Below are 17830 nucleotides of genomic sequence, written 5' to 3' on the forward strand. Positions count from 1 at the left end.
TCCCCGCGCACACCCCCATTCCCGCCGCGCCCCAGCGGTTCCGTGCCATCGTCGATGTGCACGTGCTGCTCCTGCGCGGCACCTCCGACGTGCTGCTCGCCCGGCGTGCGGGCACCGGGTACGGCGACGGCCTGTGGCACCTGCCCTCCGGCCACCTGGAGGAAGGCGAGTCGGTGACCGACGCGGTGATCAGGGAGGCGGCCGAGGAGGTGGGCGTGACGATCGACCCGGCCGACCTGACGTTCACCCACGTCATGCACCGCGTCCCGGATCGGGTCGGCCTCTTCTTCGCCACCCGCACCTGGACCGGCGAGCCCTACAACGCCGAGCCGCACAAGTGCTCCGAGCTCGCCTGGTGGCCCATGGACGATCTGCCGCCGGACACGATCGGCTATCCCGCTGCCGCCATCGCGAACACCCTGGACCGCATCCCCTTCGCGCTCGACGGTTGGTCTACAAACCCCTGAGGTCCGGCGAACGGCCTGTATCCCGTCGAAGGCGCGGGGTCGGCGCACACCTGCGCTCATCGAGCTAAAGAACCACAAACCCTTGACGCATCTACCGCCAAATGTTGAGCTTGGAGTCGTGACCGGACAGCCATAGGTGCCGAACGCCTGAGAAGCGAGTCTGAGATGAGCATCGACTACTCCGAGCGCATCCCGAACAACGTCAACCTGGCGGAGGACCGGCGGCTGCGGCGGGCGCTCGAGTCCTGGCAGCCGCGCTTCCTGCAATGGTGGTCGGAGATGGGCCCGACGCTCCCCACCCAGGACGTCTACCTCCGCACGGCCGTGGCGGTCGGCCGCGAGGGGTGGGCGCATTTCGACCATGTGGCGCTGCCCGACTACCGGTGGGGCATCTTCCTGAGCGAGCGGAACACCGACCGGCGCATCGCGTACGGCGAGCACAAGGGGCAGCCGGTCTGGCAGCAGATCCCCGGCGAATACCGGGCCGAGCTCCAGCGGCTCATCGTCATCCAGGGCGACACCGAGCCGGCCAGCGTCGAGCAGCAGCGCCGGCTCGGGCTGACCGCCCCCTCCCTGTACGACCTGCGCAACCTCTTCCAGGTGAACGTGGAAGAAGGACGGCACCTGTGGGCCATGGTCTACCTGCTGCACGCCTATTTCGGCCGGACCGGCCGGGACGAGGCCGAGGCGCTGCTGCTGCGCAACTCGGGCAGCGAGGACTCGCCACGCATCCTGGGCGCCTTCAACGAGGAGACGCCCGACTGGCTGTCGTTCTACATGTTCACCTACTTCACCGATCGCGACGGGAAATACCAGCTCGGGACGCTGAAGGAGTCCGCGTTCGACCCGCTGAGCCGTACCTGCGAGTTCATGCTGAAGGAGGAGGCCCACCACATGTTCGTGGGCACCACGGGCGTGGACCGGGTGGTGGAGCGCACGGCCCAGCTGACGCGGGAGCACGACAGCGACGACGTCCGGAAGCTCGGCGGCATCCCGCTCGACGTCATCCAGAAGTACATCAACTTCCACTACAGCGTGAGCCTCGATCTCTTCGGGAGCGAGACGTCGACCAACGTGGCCAACTACTTCACCGCCGGGCTCAAGGGGCGCTGGCAGGAGGAGCGGCGCAAGGACGATCACGTGCTCACCGAGGCGTTCGCCGTCGTGCCGCGGGTCGAGGGGGGACAGGTGGTGGAGGCGCGGCTGCCCGCGCTCACGGCGCTCAACGCGGACCTGCGCGGCGAGTACATCGCCGACTGCGGCACCGGGGTCAACCGCTGGAACCGGATCCTCACCGACCACGGCCTCGACGCCACGCTCTACCTGCCGCACGTGGGCTTCAACCGCCAGGTGGGCGCGTTCGCCGGCCACCACCTCACCCCGGACGGACGGGTGATCGAGGAGCGGGACTGGCGGGCGTCGCGCGACCGCTGGCTGCCCACGGCGGAGGACAAGGCATACGTCCGCGCGCTGATGCGCCCCGTCTACGAGCCGGGGAAGATCGCCGCCTGGGTCGCGCCCCCGCGCAACGGCATCAACGGCCGGCCGTTCGACTACGAGTACGTCCACCTCTGACGGCCCGAGGGAGTGGCTGACGGGCGCCAGTCCGGCCATGCTACAAGTCATTGACGGCACATCGATTCTGTGTGGAAGATTTGCCTACGAATGTCCGCCTGCGGAGGGGGACGGCCATGACGTCCGACTCGTTCAACGCCAGCGTCCACCTCGTGGACCGGCGGCTCGAAGCAGGCCGAGGGGACCACATCGCGCTCACCGGCCCGGCGGGCACCCTCTCCTACGTCCAGCTGGCCGCGCACGTCTCCGACCTCGCCACCGGCTTACGCGTGCTCGGCGTCAGGCCGGAGGAGCGGGTCCTGCTCGTCATGTCCGACCGCCCCGAGACGGTGATCACGATCCTGGCCGTCATGCGGATCGGCGCGGTGGCGGTGCCGGTCTCCACCATGTACAACGCCACCGAGCTCGCCGCGCTCGTCCGCGACTCCAGGGCCAGGGTCGTCGTGTGCACCCCCGACTTCGACACGATCGTGCGGGAGACGCTGCGCACCGCGCCCGAGGTGGCGGTGCTGGTCGTCGCCGACGAGCCCGCCCCGGGCCGGCTCCTGGCGGGACCGCCCGGCCGGCCGGCCGCGGACGTCTCCGGCAGGCGAGGGGCCGAGCCCGGCGCGCCGATCCCGGGGGACGCCGGCGAGGCGGACACGCCGGTCTGCCGGTGGGCGGACGTGCTGGAGACGGGCCGGGCCGCGCAGCCGCGGGCGTTCGACACCTGGCGCGACTCGCCCGCCCTGTGGCTCTACACCTCCGGCACCACCGGCGCGCCCAAGGCGGCCATGCACCGGCACGGCTCGATCCAGGACGTCTACGAGACCTACGGCCGCCAGGTCCTGGGCATCCGCCCCGACGACCGGTGCTTCTCCGTGGCGCGGCTGTTCTTCGCCTACGGCATCGGCAACTCCATGTTCTTCCCCCTGGCCGCCGGCGCCACCGCGATCCTCGACCCCGCGCGCCCCACCCCGGCCGGAGTGGTCAACCGCGTGATGGAGGAGCGGCCGACGCTGTTCTTCGCGGGCCCGACGTTCTTCGCGGCGCTGCTCGCCTCCGACGCCCCCGCCCACGCCTTCGAGTCCGTACGGCTGGCCGTCTCGGCCGGCGAGGCCCTGCCCGCCGAGATCTACCGCCGTTTCACCGACCGCTTCGGCGTCGACATCATCGACGGCCTCGGCTCCACCGAGGCCCTGCACATCTTCATCTCCAACCAGCCGGGCCGGGTGCGTCCGGGCAGCTCGGGGACCGTCGTGCCGGGGTACGAGGCCAAGCTGCTCGACGACTCAGGCGCCCCGGTCAGTGATGGCGAGCCTGGCCACCTCTACGTCCGCGGCGACTCGGTGGCCACCGGCTACTGGTGCCGCACGGCCACCACCCGCCAGGTGTTCCAGGGGGAGTGGCTGCGGACGGGCGACACCTACGTGCGCGGCGAGGACGGCTTCTACCAGTGCCTCGGCCGCTCCAACGACATGATCAAGGCGGGCGGGATCTGGGTCTCGCCGATGGAGGTCGAGGCCAGGCTGCTCCAGCACGAGTCCGTCGGGGAGTGCGCCGTCGTGGCGCACATCGACGCCGAGGGCCTGGAGAAGCCGGTCGCCTGCGTGGTGCCCGCCCCGGGCCGGACGGTGGACCCGGTCGAGCTCGTCGGCTTCTGCCGCGACGGGCTGGCCTCCTTCAAGCGCCCGCGCGAGGTGCTGGTGCTGGACGAGCTGCCGAAGACGGCCACCGGCAAGATCCAGCGCGTGGTGGTCCGCCAGATCGCCGCCGACCTCCTGGGCAAGAGCGCCACCGCCTAAGCGGTTCGCGCGCCGTAGACGGTGATCGCGAACGGCCGCGGAGTGGCCGTGCACACCCGCTCGGCGAGCCGGACCAGCGATCCCTGCACGTCCAGATACCGGTGCAACCGGGCGGCCTCGGGCCACGGGTGCACCGCCACGAGCACCCCACCGGGCCCCAGCAACGCGCGCAGCCGCGTGGAGGCCAGGCGCAGCCGCTCGTGCCGCCCCAGGTAATAGAGCGTCTCCGAGCAGCACACCAGGTCGAAGCCCGGCTCGGCCCGATGGCTGAGGATGTCGCCGCGCACGAACCGCACCCGCCCGTCCCCCGGCACCCGCTGCCGCGCCCGCGCGAGCGCCCGCTCGGAGACGTCGACCCCGACGATCTCGGCCTCCGGGTACGCCCGCGCCAGCGCGCCGGTGAACACCCCCTCGCTGCACCCGACGTCGATGATCCGCCGGTAGGGCCGGACCGGCAGCCGTTCGAGCATGGCGCGGTGCTTGTCCCGCTCGTCGCCGTCGGTGGCCAGCCGCCAGGGGTCGGGGACCCGGTGCCGCCAGTCGAAGTAGCCGCCCAGGACCAGCCGCTGACCCTCCGGCGACAGCAGCGAGAGCGTGCGGAAGAACGCACGGTGCATGACCTCTGGGAAGCTCGCCATCCGTCCTCTCCTGGCTCTCGTCGTCGCCGGGAGTGGATGCCCCGCCAACAGCAGGGATAACGCCTGGTCAAGCCCATGTCCTGGACAGGCGGGCGGCGAGCGTCAGAACGCGTCGCGCAGCTCCCGCTTGAGCACCTTGCCGGAGGCGTTCTTCGGCAGCGACTCCACGAACACCACCCGCTTGGGCGTCTTGAACGCGGCCAGCCGCTCCCGCAGGAACGCGATCAGCTCGTCGGAGGTCACCCCGGCACCCTCGCGCAGCACCACCGCGGCCGTCACCGCCTCGATCCACGTCTCGTCCGGCACCCCGAACACCGCCGCCTCCGCCACCGCCGGATGCTGGTAGAGGGCCTCCTCCACCTCGCGGCTGGCGACGTTCTCGCCGCCCGACTTGATCATGTCCTTCTTCCTGTCGACCACCGACAGGTAGCCGTCGGCGTCCATGACGCCCAGGTCGCCGCTGTGGAACCAGCCTCCGCGGAACGCCTCCGCGGTCTTGTCCGGGTCGTCCCAGTAGCCGAGCATGGCGTGCGGGCTGCGGTGCACGATCTCGCCCACGACGCCGGGCGGCACGGGCCTGTCCTGGTCGTCGACGATCCTGGTCTCGACGTTCAGCGCGGGGCGGCCGGCCGAGCCGAGGCGGGTGAGCTGCTCGTCCGGGCCGAGGATCGTGGCGACGGGCGCCATCTCGGTCTGGCCGTAGAAGTTGAACAGGCGCACGTCCGGCAGGCGCGTGGCGATCTCCTTCAGCACCTCCACCGGCATGATCGAGGCGCCGTAGTAGCCCTTGCGCAGCGACGACAGGTCCCTGCGGTCGAAGTCGGGGTGGCGGAGCAGGCCGATCCACACGGTCGGCGGGCAGAAGAGCTTGGTGGCGCGCTCGCCCTCGATCGTGGCCAGGATGATCGCCGGGTTGGCGGCGGGCAGGATGATGTTGGTCGCGCCCAGGTACAGGCCGGGCGTGAGGAAGCAGTGCAGCTGCGCGCAGTGGTAGAGGGGCAGGGCGTGCACCTCGACGTCGTCGTGGCTCATCTCGCCGTCCACCACGCAGGTGACGTACTGGGCGATCAGGCCGCGGCTGGACAGCGTGGCGCCCTTGGGGCGGGACTCGGTGCCGCTGGTGTACATGAGCTGGATCGGGTCGTCGTCGGCGATCTCCACCTGCGGCTCCGACGCGTCGTCGAAGGCCGCCCAATCCTCGAACGGCTCCCAGCCCTCCGGCGCGGCCTGCGAGCGGATCACCCCGCGCACCGCCACCCGCGGGCCCGCCGCCGCGGCGGCGACCGGCAGCAGCGCCTCCTCCGCGAGCAGCCCGGTGGCGCCGGAGTGCTCCAGGATGTACGCGACCTCCTCGGCGCCCAGCATGAAGTTGATCGGCACCGAGATGGCGCCCAGCCGGGCCAGCGCGAAGCAGGTCACCACGAACGCGTGGTTGTTATGGCTGAAAAGGGCGAACCGGTCTCCCTTGCCGACGCCCCGCGCGGCCAGCGCGTTGGCCGTGCGGTTGACCGCCTGATCGAGGTCGGCGTAGCTCTGCCGCAGGTCGCCGTACACGATGGCGGTCTTGGCCGGGTATCGGGCGGCCGAGCGCCGCAGCAGGTCACCGATGGCGTGCTGACGAATCATGCGGACACCCCTCAATCGCACAGAACGATGTTCGGGTGATCCTAACCCGGAAACGCCGCCGCGAGCCGCCGGTAGGAATCCAGCCGCTTTCCGAGGTCGTAGGTGTTCATGGTGACCAGCACCTCGTCCGCCCCGCTCGCCTCGATCAGCGCACCGAGCGCGACCGGCACCTCCCGCTCCGTGCCGTGGATCTGCCCCTTGAGCGACTCCTCCAGGAGCGCCCGCTCCCGGGCGGTCATCTCCAGCCCGGCGATCTCCTCAGCCGGCGCCAGCGGCGGGAAGGCCCCGCTCGTCCGCGACCGCGCCGTGGACCACGCCTCAGGCAGTTGCAACGAGGCCGCCTCATCGGCGCTCGCGCCGACCGCGACGTTGGCCGCGACCATCACGTACGGCCGCGCCGCCCAGGCCGAGGCCCGGAACCCGGCGCGATAGCGGCTCACGGCGTCCACCATCCGCGCGCCGGCCCCGATCACCATCGGCAGGCCGTGCCGGGCCGCGAGGTCGGCCCCCGCCCCCATGGCCAGCACGAACACCTGCGGCTTCAGCCCCTCCGCCGGCAGCGCGTGCACCCCGGGATGGACCGCCTGCGCGCCGGTGAAGTAGCCGAGCAGCTCTTCGAGCCCGTCGCCGAACCTGTCCGCGTCGTCCTTGCCGTGCCCGAGCGCCCTGCGGATGCCGCCCGTGAAACCCACAGAACGCCCCAGGCCCATGTCGATGCGGCCGGGATGGAGCGACTCCAGCACGCCGAACTGCTCGGCCACCACCAGCGGCCGGTGATTGGGCAGCATCACGCCGCCGGTGCCCACCCGGATCGTGCCGGTGGCCGCGGCCACGGCCGCCGCCAGCACCGTGGGCGCCGACCCCGCCACCCCGGGCACGCTGTGATGCTCGGACACCCAGAACCGGTGGTATCCGAGCTCCTCGGCCTGCCGCGCGAACCGCACGGTCTCGCGCAGCGCCTCGGCCGGGCCGTGGCCCTGGCGGACGAGTGAACGGTCGAGGATCGAGAGCCGGGTCATGTCAAGGTGCAACACCCGAACGGCCCGGATCAATCCAGCGGATCCCAGCTGACCGCGTCGTAGTGCTCGTGCAGCCGCGTCATCAGCTTGCCGTCCTGGCGCAGCGGTACGTCGTCCACCCTGCCGACCGGCATCAGGCCCCACGAGTTGCACAGGAAGACCTGGCCGAGCCGCGGCAGGTCGGCGGCCCGCAGCGGGCGCCGCTCCTGCGGCACGTCCATCCGCTCCATCAGCCGCATCGTGATCCCGTGCAGCATCGGGGCGTCCGGCCAGAGCAGGCGCTCGCCGTCGAAGGCGCCCAGGTTCGTGATCGAGCCCTCGCTGATCAGGCCGTCCTCGGTGGTGAGCAGGGCCTCGTCGAAGCCGGCGCGGGCGACCTGGCGGCCGATGTGGGCCTGCTGGAACCCGTACGCCTGCTTGACGTGCGCGAGATAGCGCTGGTAGACGACGGGCGTGACGCTCCACGGGCCGGTGGGGGCCTCCGTGGGCGGCGCGGCGGTGGCCAGCACCCGCGGCCGGTCGCCCGCCACGACGTAGACGCGCACGCTCGCGTCCCGCAGGTCGTCGCCGAGCACCGCCCTGATCGCGCCGAGCACCTCCGGACGGGGGAGCTCGGCGCCGAACAGCTCGCGGTTGGCCGACTGGAGCCGCTCGACGTGCAGGTCGAGCCCGCGCACCCGCCGGGCCCTGACCTGCAGGGCGGTGAAGTGCCCGTAGCGGGCGTCGAGCGCGAGCCGCGCGTCGGCGTCCACCGGCCTGCCGTCGACGACAGCGCGTTCGATCACTGCTTCTCCTTCGTGTACACGCCGATCGACCATCGGACCGGGCGGTTGATGTGGCCACCGTAGATCCCCATCTTGCCGGTGACCGTCACCCGCTTGCCCTTGGGGACCGGGTATTCCTGCATCGCCATCGGGTACGGGCCCCGCGTCCAGGTGGCGCAGCTCACGGTGGACTGCGTGTCGCGGCCGTCGATCGTGTAGCTGAACCACATCCGGCCGGCCAGCTCGCCCGTGCAGAGCTGCTCGATGCCGAGCTTCCCGCCGCCGCTCGTGACGGTGACCGAGAAGTCGCGTTCCTCGCCCCACACGCCCGACCGCGACGTGGCCAGCCTCATGCCGCCCAGCCGCGTGGGGAAGGCCCTGACCTGCTCGGGCTCGACGGGCCGCGCAGGCGGGGTCCACTCGTAGACGGCCAGGCTCCAGTCGGCCCGCTTGGGCGTGACGGCGACGCAGGGCCCGTCCTGCCTCTTCCGCACGCATCCCGAGCCGGACGTGGTCGTGTCGAACGTGACGGTGACCTCCGTCGCGCCCTCGGGGACCGGCAGCGCCCGCAACTGCATGCCCGGCTCCATGCACGGCGAGAAGCCGTGGACCCCGGTCTGGCGGCCGTCGACGGCGATCCGCGGTGTGGCGCTGCCGGGCGGGCCGTCGCAGATCGCGGCCACGTCCAGGGGCTTGCCGGAGACCGGGAACGTGATCGACGTGGCCTTCTCACCGCCCGCCGCGAGCGCGGCCGTGGCCAGGCGGCGGTATTCGGCGCCGTCGCCGGCGGCGAACCGTTCGGGCAGCTCGGAGTCCGGCTGGGCCGCCGCCGTCGTCTCACGGCGCGGCGTCTCCACCACGCCGGGGAGCAGGGCGACACCGGCCGCGAGCGCCGCCACGACCGCCGCGCCCGCCGTCACCCGCCTGCGCACGCGCACCCTGCGAATGCGGGCGCGGACCTGATCGTGCCGGTGCGGGTTCGCGGGAGAGCGGTCCTCGGCCCGCTCCCGCAGGACTTCGCGCAGGTCGTGCACGGTCATGGGCGCAGCTCCTTCACGATCGACTCGTCCACTCGCAGCTTGGCCAGCGCCTTGGCGGTCTGGCTCTTGACCGTGCCCTCCTGGACGCCCAGGAGCCCGGCCACCTCGGCCACCGGCAGGTCCTCGTAGAAGCGCAGCACGATCACCGCGCGCTGCCTTGCGGGCAGCCGGCCCACCGCCTGCCACAGCTCCCCGCGCGCGTCCTCGCCGTCGTCGTACGCGCCCGCGGCCGGCAGGTCGTCGCTCGGCAGCTCCCTGCGCCACCTGCGCCGCCACCACGACGTGTACGTGGTCACCAGGATCTTGCGTACGTACGCCTCGGGGTCGTCGATGGCGTGCCAGGCGAACCACGCCTTGGCGAGCGACTCCTGCAGCAGGTCCTCCGCCGTGCCCCAGTCCCGGGTCAGCAGGTACGCGGTGCGTAACAGCCGGTCCGACCTCGTCACCACGAAGTCTTGAAATATCGCCCTGTCCGCCAATGTGACGCGCCTTCCGTCGAAGCCTGATGACGGTAGTGACGCATCGAGCCCGCGCTCAGGTTGCCCCGCCGGCCCGGCAGGATCGGACGGACCCGCGAGCGCGGGTCGACTCCACAGGCCCAGGTGGCTCCAGCCGGCTCAGGCGGGCTCGGCGCGGGCCACGGTGAAGGGCACCAGCTCGCCCAGCCCGCGCACCGACAGCCGGTCGACCGCGCGCAGCCGGAAGGCCCGGTCGCCCTCCAGCTCCTCGGCCAGCTCCGGATCGGCCAGGATCGTGCCGGGCAGCGACAGCGCGGTCAGCCGGCTGGCCAGGTTGACGGTGGTGCCGAACACGTCGCCCATGCGCCACATCACCGGCCCGGCCGCCAGCCCCACCCGCAGCTCCGGCATGTCCCTGCCGCGGGCGTGCGTCTCCACCAGCCGCAGCGCGATCTCCGCCGAGACGTGCGCCTTGTCGGCCACGAACAGCACCGAGTCGCCCAGCGTCTTGACCACCCGCCCGCCGGATGAGGTCACGATGTCGGCCGAGCGCCCCTCGAACCTGTCGATCAGCCTGGCCAGCTCGGCGGCGGTGATCTGCCTGCTCAGCCGGGTGAACGCGACCAGGTCGGCGAATCCGACGGACAGGCGTACCGCGCTCATGTCCTGGTCGGCGATGCGGCCCGCGGCGGCGGCCAGCTGGCGCTGCCAGGCGTAGACCAGCAGCCGCGCCAGGTCGGGCACGACCCGCTCGGCCCGCCGGCGCCAGGCCCGCGGCCGGTCCGCGAGCGGCACGCCCGCCTGGTCGAGCGCCTCCACGCCCAGCTCCGCCTGCGACTCGGCCAGCCTCGTCGTGGCCCGCCCGAGCGAGCGGGCCATCAGCAGCACGTGCTCCTCGTCGTAGACGCCGGAGCTGACCATGCCGAGGAGCGTCTTGAGCGCCTCCACGTCGGACTCGGTGAACTCGACCGCGTCGTCGGCCACGTTCGCGAACCCGAGAGCCCGCCAGAACCGCCGGGCGCGATAGACCGGCACCCCCGCCAGGTCGGCGACCTGGTGGCTGGTGTAACGGCGGGGCTCTCGCAGGAAGGCCTCCACCAGCCCGTCCCCATCCTTGCTCGCCACGTGGGCAACATAACACCCTGTGGGCTGCGTCACTCCGGCAGTGTCACCCCACCCGGAAGCCGGGCGCGGTCACTCCAGGAGCGCCCGCAAGGCCGTTCGCTCGGCCACCGGGACATAACCAGCGTAATAGTCATACATTGACTTCCTGGACAGCCTGGCCGCGAGCGGGCCGTCCCCGGCGCGCACGGCGGCGATGACCTCCTCGTGGTGCCCGATGCTCTGCCGCATCAGGCCCTCCCTGTCGGGCGCGGCGGCGATCTTCCCGGAGATCAGGTCGAGGACGATGGAGCGGACCACGTCGGTGCAGATCTGGATCAGCTTGTTGCCGCTCGCCCGCGCCACCGCGTCGTGGAAGGCCACGTCGGCGCCGCCGAAGGCGTCGAACCCCTGCTCGGACCCGCCGTCCAGGGCGGCCCGCATGTCCGCGACGGCCGCGCTCATCTCGGCGAGCTGCTCCTCGGTGCGCAGCCGCGCCGCCAGCAGGACGGCCGAGGAGTCGAGCACCATCCTGAACTGCACCAGCTCGGCCAGCGACAGCTCCGCCACCCTGGCCAGCGTGGTCATCGACTTGTGTAATGCGACGGGCGAGAACGGCAGCACCTCCGCCCCGTTCGGATCGCCCGGCCGCGACCTGACCAGGCCGCGCGCCTGCAGCACCCGCAGCGCCTCGCGCACGGTTGACCGGCCGACCGAGAACTGCACCATCAGCTCGCGCTCGCTGGGCAGCCGCTCGCCAGGGCACAGGGAGCCGCTCTCGATGGCCTCCTCGACCTGCTCCACGACCCGCTCGTAAGCGCGCACGGCACGCACCGGCTCGAAGCGCGGACCACCCATGTAAGCCCCCTTGACCCGAGCCGTCGCCGACTGGCAATGTGCGTAGCCTACTGGTCCGACCAGTGCACTAGCCAGGAGGCTGTAAGACATGAGGCGAATCGGGACCTGGATCGCCCTGGGCGGTCTCCTGCTGACCGCGGCCGCCTGCGGCGGTGGCGCCGGTGCCGGTGGCGGCGGCACCGGAGGGTCGGGCACCCCCAAGGCGCAGTCGCTCTCCGTCGGATTCGTGGCCGAGCCCGCGAACCTCGACTTCACCTCCACCGAGGGCGCGGCCATCCCGCAGGCGCTGCTCGTCAACGTCTACGAGGGCCTGGTCAAGCTCGGCCAGGACGGCAAGATCGTGCCGCTGCTGGCCGAGAAGTGGGACGTCTCCGCCGACAGGAAGACCTACACCTTCACCCTCCGCAAGAACGTCACGTTCACCGGCGGCGCGCCGTTCACGGCCGACGACGTGGTCTTCTCGCTCGACCGGGTGAAGTCGGACTGGAAGCTCAAGATCAAGTCGCAGCTCGACGTCGTGGACAAGGTGGAGAAGAAGGACGACGCCACCGCCGTCGTCACGCTCAAGCGGCCGAGCAACGGCTTCCTCTACACGATGGCCACCAGGCTCGGCGCGATGTTCAGCCGCACCGGCGTCGCCGACCTGGCCAACAAGCCCGTCGGCACCGGCCCCTACGTGCTCGGCTCCTGGCGGCGCGGCGACGCCATCCAGCTCGACGCCAACCCCTCCTACTGGGGCACCAAGCCGCCGCTGTCGGCGATCACCCTGAAATACTTCAAGGACGCCACGGCGATGAACAACGCGCTGCTCACCGGGGGCATCGACGTCATCTCCAGCGTCCAGGCGCCCGAGTCGCTGCAGCAGTTCGCCGACCCCGGCCGCTTCCAGACGGTCGAGGGCACCACGAACGGCGAGGTCGTGCTGTCGATGAACAACAGCCGCCCGCCGTTCGACGACAAGAAGGTCCGGCAGGCGGTCCGGCACGCCATCGACCACAAGGCGCTGCTGGACACGGCCTGGGCCGGGCGCGGCCAGCTCATCGGCTCGATGGTGCCGCCCACCGACCCCTGGTACGAGGACCGCACGGGCGACTACGCCTACGACCCCGCCAAGGCCAAGGAGCTGCTCGGCGGCAAGACGCTCAACGTCAAGATGCGCATCCCGAACCTGCCGTACGCGGTCAACAGCGCCCAGGTCGTCAAGTCGCAGCTCGCCCAGGTGGGCATCACGGCCGACATCGAGCCGCTGGAGTTCCCGGCCCGCTGGCTGGACGTGGTGTTCCAGCAGGGCGATTACGATCTGTCCATCATCAACCACGTCGAACCCCGGGATATGGGAATTTTTGCGGATAAGTCGTACTACTTCCGCTACGACAACCCCGAGTTCGGCAAGCTCCTCGCCTCCGCCGACGAGGGCACCGAGCAGCAGCAGACCGACGACCTGAAGCAGGCCGCCAAGCTCCTGTCCGACGACGCCGCGGCCGACTGGCTCTTCCTGTTCCCCAACCTCATCGTGGCGAAGAAGGGCGTCACCGGGCTGCCGAAGAACGCCATCGCGGAGTCCTTCGACTTCACCGCGCTCGCCAAGCAGTGATCCTTTACCTGCTCAAACGCCTCGGCGTGCTGATCGCGAGCACCGCCGTGGCCGCCGTGGCCGTGTTCGCCTTCATGGCCGTGCTGCCCGGCGACCCGGCCGAGGTCGCGCTGGGCGTCAACGCCACCCCGGAGGCGGTGGCCGAGCTGCGCAGGCAGTTCGGCACCGACAGGTCGCCCCTCGCGCAGTTCCTCGACTGGGCCGGCGGGCTGATCCAGGGCGACTTCGGCACCTCGTACGTGACCAGCTCGCCCATCGGCCCGCAGATCGGCGACCGGCTCGCCGTCACGGCCGTGCTCGTGCTCGGCGGCATGGTCGTGGCGCTGCTCATCGCGGTGCCGCTGGGCACGTTCGCCGCCGTGCACCACCGCGACCCGCTCGGGGTGGCGATCAGCGCGGCCAGCCAGGTCGGCATCGCGATCCCGGCGTTCCTGGCCGGGATCCTGCTGGTGTTCGTGTTCGCGGTCCAGGCCCAGGCGCTGCCCTCAGGCGGCTACGTGCCGTTGGCCGAGAGCCCGGGGGAGTGGCTGCGCAGCCTGCTGCTGCCGTGGCTGTCGCTCGGGCTCGTCCAGGGCGCGGTGCTCACCCGCTACGTGCGCAGCGCCGTGCTCGACGTGATGCGCGAGGACTACCTGCGCACGGCTCGCGCCAAGGGCAGGGGCCGCACGGGCGCGCTGTGGCGGCACGGGCTGCGCAACGCCTCCATCCCCGTCGTCACCGTGCTCGGGCTGCAACTGGCCACGCTGCTCATCGGCGCGGTCGTGGTCGAGCGGGTCTTCGTCATCCCCGGGCTCGGCGACCTGCTGCTCAACGGCGTCGCCGGGCGAGACCTGCTGCTCGTCCAAGGTGTGGTGATGGTGCTGGTGGCGGCCGTGCTGCTGATCAACTTCGTGGTGGACGTGGCCTACCACCTGCTCGACCCGAGGCTGCGATGAGGGGCCGGCTCAACGCCGGGCTGGTCGTCGGCGGCGTGCTCGTCGGGATCGTGGTGCTGGCCGCGCTGGTGTCGTTCTTCTGGACGCCGCACGACCCGACGCTCGTGGACGCCGCGCAGAAGACGCGCGCCCCCGGCGGCGGCTACCTGCTCGGGGCCGACAAGTTCGGCCGCGACACCCTCAGCCAGCTCATGGTCGGCGCGCGCACCACGCTCTATGTGGGGATCGTGGCCGTCGGCATCGCCGCCGTGCTCGGCGTCCCGCTGGGTGTGATCGCCGGGATGACGCCGCGCGGCTGGCTGTCGGAGCTGATCATGCGGGTCAACGACCTCGTGTTCGCCTTCCCGGCGCTGCTGCTGGCCGTGATGCTCGGCGCCGTCTACGGCGCGGGCACGCTCACCGCGATGATCGCGATCGGGGTGGCCACCGTGCCCGCGTTCGCCCGCGTGGCCCGAGCCGCCACGCTCCAGGTCATGGTGACCGACTACATCCTCGCCGCCAGAGCGGCCGGTCGCCGCCGGCCGGCCATCGCCGTGCGGCACGTCCTGCCGAACATCGCCTCCATGCTCATCGTCCAGGCGTCGGTGTCGTTCGCGATCGCGATCCTGGCCGAGGCGGCGCTGTCGTTCCTCGGCTTCGGCACCCGCCCGCCGATCCCGTCGTGGGGGCGGATGCTGCAGGAGTCGCAGGAGCTGCTGTTCTCCACCCCGCGCCTGGCGCTCTGGCCGGGCCTGGCGATCGCGCTGGCGGTGCTCGGCTTCAACCTCCTCGGCGACGGCCTGCGCGACTATCTCGACCCCAAGCTCAGGAGGATCCGTGCTGAGGGTTGAGGGACTGACCGTGCGGGCCGGCTCCGTGGAGCTCGTACGCGACGTGTCGTTCGCGATCGCGCCCGGCGAGCGGGTCGGGCTGATCGGCGAGTCCGGGTCCGGCAAGTCCCTGACCGCGCTGTCGCTCATGGGGCTGCTTCCCGAGGGCGTCACCGCCGCCGGCCGGGCCAGGCTCGGCGAGCACGACCTGGTCGGCGTGCCGGAGAGCCGGATCAAGGGCCTGCGCGGGCGCGAGCTGTCGATGGTCTTCCAGGAGCCGATGACCGCTCTCAACCCGCTCATGCGCGTCGGCGCCCAGGTGGCCGAGGTCATGACCCTGCACGGCGTCGCCCGCCAGGAGGCCCGCTCGCGGGCACTGGACCTGCTGGAGCGGGTCAGGCTGCCCGAGCCCGGCCAGATCGCCGGCGCCTACCCCCACCAGCTGTCCGGCGGCCAGCGCCAGCGCGTCATGCTCGCCATCGCCCTGGCCAACGAGCCCGGGCTGCTCGTCTGCGACGAGCCGACGACGGCGCTCGACGTCACCGTGCAGAAGCAGATGCTGGAGCTGATCGCCGAGGTCGCGCCCGCGCTGCTGTTCATCACGCACGACCTCGCCGTCGTCGCCTCCGTCTGCGAGAGGGTCCTGGTCATGTACGGAGGCCGCGTCGTCGAGAGCGGCACCGTCCGCGAGGTCTTCACCAGGCCCCGCCACCGCTACACCGAGGGCCTGCTGGCCGCCTCCAGGCTCACGCCCCGCGGGACCCGGCTGCCCACCATCAAGGGCAGCGTCCCGCCCGCGGGCGGGTTCCCCGGCGGCTGCGTGTTCAGGAACCGCTGCCCGCACGCCACCCCCGCCTGCGAGACGGCGCCGGAGCTGACAGGAGACGGCCATGCCTACGCATGCTGGCACCCCGCGGACTGAGGTGCCGGGCGAGGCGCTCATCGAGGTCAGGAACGTCACCCGCGTCTACCACCGCCCCCGCACCTCGCTCACCAGGCCGGGCGCCGCCGTCCACGCGCTGCGCGACGTGTCGCTGACCGTGCGGCGCGGCGAGCGGTTCGGCATCGTCGGCGAGTCCGGATCGGGCAAGTCCACGCTGCTGCGCCTGCTCTGCGCGCTCGACCGGCCCACCTCGGGCACCATCCGGTTCGACGGGCAGGACATCGCCGGCCGGCCGGAGAAGCGGCTGCGCTTCCTGCGCGAGAACCTCCAGATCGTCTTCCAGGACCCGATGAGCTCGCTCGACCCCCGCATGCGGGTGCGCGACCTCGTCGCCGAGCCGCTCGCCGCGCTCGGCCTGCCGGCCGCGGAGCGGGTCTCGGAGCTGCTGGAGCAGGTCGGGCTGCCCGCCGAGGCCGCGGACAGGTACCCGCACCAGTTCTCCGGCGGCCAGCGCCAGCGCATCGCGATCGCCCGCGCGCTCGCGCCCCGGCCGAAGGTGCTGGTCGCCGACGAGCCGGTCAGCGCGCTGGACGTCTCCGTCCGGGGGCAGATACTCAACCTGCTGGCCGATCTGGCCGACGAGCTCGGGCTCACGCTGGTGTTCGTCTCGCACGACCTGTCCGTGGTGCGGCACGTGTGCGAGACCGTCGCGGTCATGCGCGCGGGCGAGATCGTGGAGACCGGGCCGGTGGACGAGATCTGGGCCGCGCCCGCCCACCCGTACACGCGTACGTTGCTGGAGGCCGTACCGACTCTGGAGGGATTGCTGTGATCGACGTCGACGCCGATGGAGTGGTGGCGTTCACGCAGGCGCTGGTGCGCATCCCCAGCACCAACGACCCGGCGCGCGGCCGCAACGAGCGGCCGGCGGCCGAGCTGGTCGAGGCGAAGATGCGCGAGTGGGGCTGGGCGCCGGTCGTGTACGAAGCCGCGCCCGGCCGGCCGAACGTGGTCGCCGTGGTCGAGGGCGGCGGCGGCGACGGGCCGACGCTGATGTTCGAGGGCCACACGGACGTCGTGACCGAGGGCGACCTGTCCACCTGGACCGTGGATCCGTTCGGCGGCGAGATCCGCGACGGCCGGCTGTGGGGGCGGGGCAGCGCCGACATGAAGTCGGGCCTGGCCGCGACCCTCTACGCCACCAGGGCGCTGCAGCTCGCTGGACCGTTCCCCGGGCGGATCAAGGTGTGCGCGCTGGCCGACGAGGAAGGGCTCATGATCGGCGCCCACCACTTCGTCTCGGCGGGGCTCACGGCCGACGTGGACGGCGCGATCGTGGCCGAGCCCGAGGCGGGCGAGATCTGCGCGACCGCCAAGGGCGCGCTGCGGCTGCGGGTGGACCTGACCGGCAAGATGGCGCACGGGGCCATGCCGCAGCACGGGCGCAACCCGATCCAGGCGGTCGGCGCGCTGCTGGTGGCGCTGGCGGCGCTGCAGGCCGAGCTGCAGGAGCGGCATCCGGCGCACGAGCACCTCGGCGAGGTGTACATCACGCCGACCGTCCTGCGCGCCGGGTCAGAGGAGCAGGTCAACGTGATCCCCGCCGTCGCCTCGCTCTTCGTGGACGTGCGGACGATCCCGGGGGCCGAGCACAAGGACATCGCCGACCGGGTGGCCGCGCTCGCCGCCTTCGACGGGATCTCCGCCGAGGTGTCGGTGCTGGTGGACCGGCCGCCGGTGGACGTGCCCGTGTCCGACCCGGTGGTGGCCGCGCTGGCCGCCGCGCATCGGGCCGTGACGGGGGAGGAGCCGGTGTACGGCGGGGTGCCCGGCTCGACGGACGGGACCGTGCTCACGCACTGGGGCGGGATCCCCTCGGTCGTCTACGGGCCGGGCGGGAAGTGGATCGCGCACCAGGCGGACGAGTTCGTCGAGGTGGCCGAGATCGTGCGCTGCACCCGGGTGTTCGCCGAGGCGGCCCGCCGGTTCCTGAGCGGGGACTTCTGATGCGCGCCGGGCCGACGAACTCGCTGGTGGACGTGGCGGGCCTGCGGGTCGGGCACGCCCACCGGATCGGGGGCGGGCACCGTACGGGCACGACCGTCGTCCTCGCGCCCGGCGGCGGGGCCGTGGCGGGGGTGGACGTGCGCGGGGCCGCGCCGGGGACCAGGGAGACCGAGCTGCTCGACCCGCGCAACCTGGTGGAGCGCGTGCACGCCGTGGTGCTCTCGGGCGGGAGCGCGTACGGGCTGGGGGCCGCCTGCGGGGTGCTGGAACGG

The 17830-nt window shown here is 72.1% G+C and carries 18 protein-coding genes; 10 read left to right on the plus strand and 8 right to left on the minus strand.

From position 1 onward, the window contains the following. The 3 genes from ETD85_RS47695 to ETD85_RS47705 form a co-directional block, all read left to right on the plus strand. Positions 1–467, plus strand: a 467-nt coding sequence (locus ETD85_RS47695; protein ID WP_338087245.1) for an NUDIX hydrolase, incomplete at its 5' end; no start/stop codon positions are given. A gap of 165 nt (positions 468–632) precedes the next feature. Beyond that, positions 633–2042, plus strand: a complete 1410-nt coding sequence (gene boxB / locus ETD85_RS47700) for a benzoyl-CoA 2,3-epoxidase subunit BoxB (RefSeq protein WP_138696483.1) — start codon at positions 633–635, stop codon at positions 2040–2042. Positions 2043–2158: 116 nt separating this feature from the next. Beyond that, complete coding sequence (locus ETD85_RS47705) at positions 2159–3826, plus strand: benzoate-CoA ligase family protein (protein WP_138696484.1); 1668 nt, start codon at positions 2159–2161, stop codon at positions 3824–3826. Here ETD85_RS47705 and ETD85_RS47710 read toward each other — a convergent pair. The 8 genes from ETD85_RS47710 to ETD85_RS47745 all read right to left on the minus strand — a co-directional run bounded on the left by ETD85_RS47710 (position 3823) and on the right by ETD85_RS47745 (position 11330). Then, on the minus strand, positions 3823–4464 hold the full coding sequence (locus ETD85_RS47710) for a class I SAM-dependent methyltransferase (RefSeq protein WP_138696485.1): 642 nt from the start codon (positions 4462–4464) through the stop codon (positions 3823–3825). The two genes, ETD85_RS47705 and ETD85_RS47710, sit on opposite strands and share 4 nt — an antisense overlap. Before the next feature lie 102 nt (positions 4465–4566). Continuing rightward, positions 4567–6090, minus strand: a complete 1524-nt coding sequence (locus tag ETD85_RS47715) for an acyl-CoA synthetase (protein WP_138696486.1) — start codon at positions 6088–6090, stop codon at positions 4567–4569. A 41-nt stretch (positions 6091–6131) separates the two neighbouring features. Continuing rightward, the gene (locus ETD85_RS47720; RefSeq protein WP_138696487.1) at positions 6132–7109 is read right to left on the minus strand and encodes an LLM class flavin-dependent oxidoreductase; all 978 of its coding nucleotides are present in this window, start codon (positions 7107–7109) and stop codon (positions 6132–6134) included. A 29-nt stretch (positions 7110–7138) separates the two neighbouring features. Continuing rightward, positions 7139–7894, minus strand: a complete 756-nt coding sequence (locus tag ETD85_RS47725; RefSeq protein ID WP_206059330.1) for an aminotransferase class IV — start codon at positions 7892–7894, stop codon at positions 7139–7141. Next, positions 7891–8913, minus strand: a complete 1023-nt coding sequence (locus ETD85_RS47730; RefSeq protein ID WP_138696489.1) for a hypothetical protein — start codon at positions 8911–8913, stop codon at positions 7891–7893. Before ETD85_RS47730 ends, ETD85_RS47725 begins: the two co-directional genes overlap by 4 nt. Beyond that, positions 8910–9392, minus strand: coding sequence for a SigE family RNA polymerase sigma factor (locus ETD85_RS47735; RefSeq protein WP_138696490.1), 483 nt, complete (start codon positions 9390–9392; stop codon positions 8910–8912). The genes ETD85_RS47730 and ETD85_RS47735 overlap by 4 nt, the downstream gene beginning before the upstream one ends. A gap of 138 nt (positions 9393–9530) precedes the next feature. Next, entirely contained in the window at positions 9531–10496 is a 966-nt protein-coding gene (locus tag ETD85_RS47740; protein WP_170247234.1) for an adenylate/guanylate cyclase domain-containing protein, read from the minus strand. A gap of 69 nt (positions 10497–10565) precedes the next feature. Beyond that, positions 10566–11330, minus strand: a complete 765-nt coding sequence (locus tag ETD85_RS47745; RefSeq protein WP_138696492.1) for a FadR/GntR family transcriptional regulator — start codon at positions 11328–11330, stop codon at positions 10566–10568. An 88-nt stretch (positions 11331–11418) separates the two neighbouring features. Here ETD85_RS47745 and ETD85_RS47750 point away from each other — a divergent pair, with 88 nt between their 5' ends. The 7 genes from ETD85_RS47750 to ETD85_RS47780 form a co-directional block, all read left to right on the plus strand. Further along, positions 11419–12924, plus strand: coding sequence for an ABC transporter substrate-binding protein (locus ETD85_RS47750; RefSeq protein ID WP_138696493.1), 1506 nt, complete (start codon positions 11419–11421; stop codon positions 12922–12924). Then, positions 12921–13859: an ABC transporter permease gene (locus ETD85_RS47755; protein ID WP_138696494.1), complete on the plus strand. Its 939-nt coding sequence runs from the start codon at positions 12921–12923 to the stop codon at positions 13857–13859. The genes ETD85_RS47750 and ETD85_RS47755 overlap by 4 nt, the downstream gene beginning before the upstream one ends. Further along, entirely contained in the window at positions 13856–14689 is an 834-nt protein-coding gene (locus tag ETD85_RS47760) for an ABC transporter permease (RefSeq protein WP_138696495.1), read from the plus strand. The genes ETD85_RS47755 and ETD85_RS47760 overlap by 4 nt, the downstream gene beginning before the upstream one ends. Then, the gene (locus tag ETD85_RS47765) at positions 14676–15590 is read left to right on the plus strand and encodes an ABC transporter ATP-binding protein (protein WP_138696496.1); all 915 of its coding nucleotides are present in this window, start codon (positions 14676–14678) and stop codon (positions 15588–15590) included. Before ETD85_RS47760 ends, ETD85_RS47765 begins: the two co-directional genes overlap by 14 nt. After that, positions 15559–16383 carry an ATP-binding cassette domain-containing protein gene (locus ETD85_RS47770; protein ID WP_138696497.1) on the plus strand — a complete coding sequence of 275 codons (825 nt, stop codon included), beginning with the start codon at positions 15559–15561 and terminating at the stop codon, positions 16381–16383. The genes ETD85_RS47765 and ETD85_RS47770 overlap by 32 nt, the downstream gene beginning before the upstream one ends. Continuing rightward, a complete protein-coding gene (locus ETD85_RS47775; protein ID WP_240779906.1) occupies positions 16380–17558 on the plus strand; it encodes a M20 family metallopeptidase in 1179 nt (392 codons plus the stop codon). The genes ETD85_RS47770 and ETD85_RS47775 overlap by 4 nt, the downstream gene beginning before the upstream one ends. Beyond that, on the plus strand, positions 17558–17830 hold a 273-nt coding region (locus tag ETD85_RS47780), incomplete at its 3' end, for a P1 family peptidase (protein ID WP_206059331.1). The genes ETD85_RS47775 and ETD85_RS47780, both read left to right, overlap by 1 nt.

Origin of the sequence: Nonomuraea zeae, from assembly GCF_005889725.1 — a bacterium.
GTDB classification, from domain to species: domain Bacteria; phylum Actinomycetota; class Actinomycetes; order Streptosporangiales; family Streptosporangiaceae; genus Nonomuraea; species Nonomuraea zeae.

Excerpts from the sequence above, each read along its gene's own strand:
- ETD85_RS47705 (WP_138696484.1), top strand. The coding sequence starts at position 2,159 with ATGACGTCCGACTCGTTCAACGCCAGCGTCCACCTCGTGGACCGGCGG.
- ETD85_RS47750 (WP_138696493.1), top strand. The coding sequence starts at position 11,419 with ATGAGGCGAATCGGGACCTGGATCGCCCTGGGCGGTCTCCTGCTGACC.
- ETD85_RS47720 (WP_138696487.1), bottom strand. The coding sequence starts at position 7,109 with ATGACCCGGCTCTCGATCCTCGACCGTTCACTCGTCCGCCAGGGCCAC.
- ETD85_RS47760 (WP_138696495.1), top strand. The coding sequence starts at position 13,856 with ATGAGGGGCCGGCTCAACGCCGGGCTGGTCGTCGGCGGCGTGCTCGTC.
- ETD85_RS47710 (WP_138696485.1), bottom strand. The coding sequence starts at position 4,464 with ATGGCGAGCTTCCCAGAGGTCATGCACCGTGCGTTCTTCCGCACGCTC.
- boxB (WP_138696483.1), top strand. The coding sequence starts at position 633 with ATGAGCATCGACTACTCCGAGCGCATCCCGAACAACGTCAACCTGGCG.
- ETD85_RS47745 (WP_138696492.1), bottom strand. The coding sequence starts at position 11,330 with ATGGGTGGTCCGCGCTTCGAGCCGGTGCGTGCCGTGCGCGCTTACGAG.
- ETD85_RS47715 (WP_138696486.1), bottom strand. The coding sequence starts at position 6,090 with ATGATTCGTCAGCACGCCATCGGTGACCTGCTGCGGCGCTCGGCCGCC.
- ETD85_RS47770 (WP_138696497.1), top strand. The coding sequence starts at position 15,559 with ATGCCTACGCATGCTGGCACCCCGCGGACTGAGGTGCCGGGCGAGGCG.
- ETD85_RS47730 (WP_138696489.1), bottom strand. The coding sequence starts at position 8,913 with ATGACCGTGCACGACCTGCGCGAAGTCCTGCGGGAGCGGGCCGAGGAC.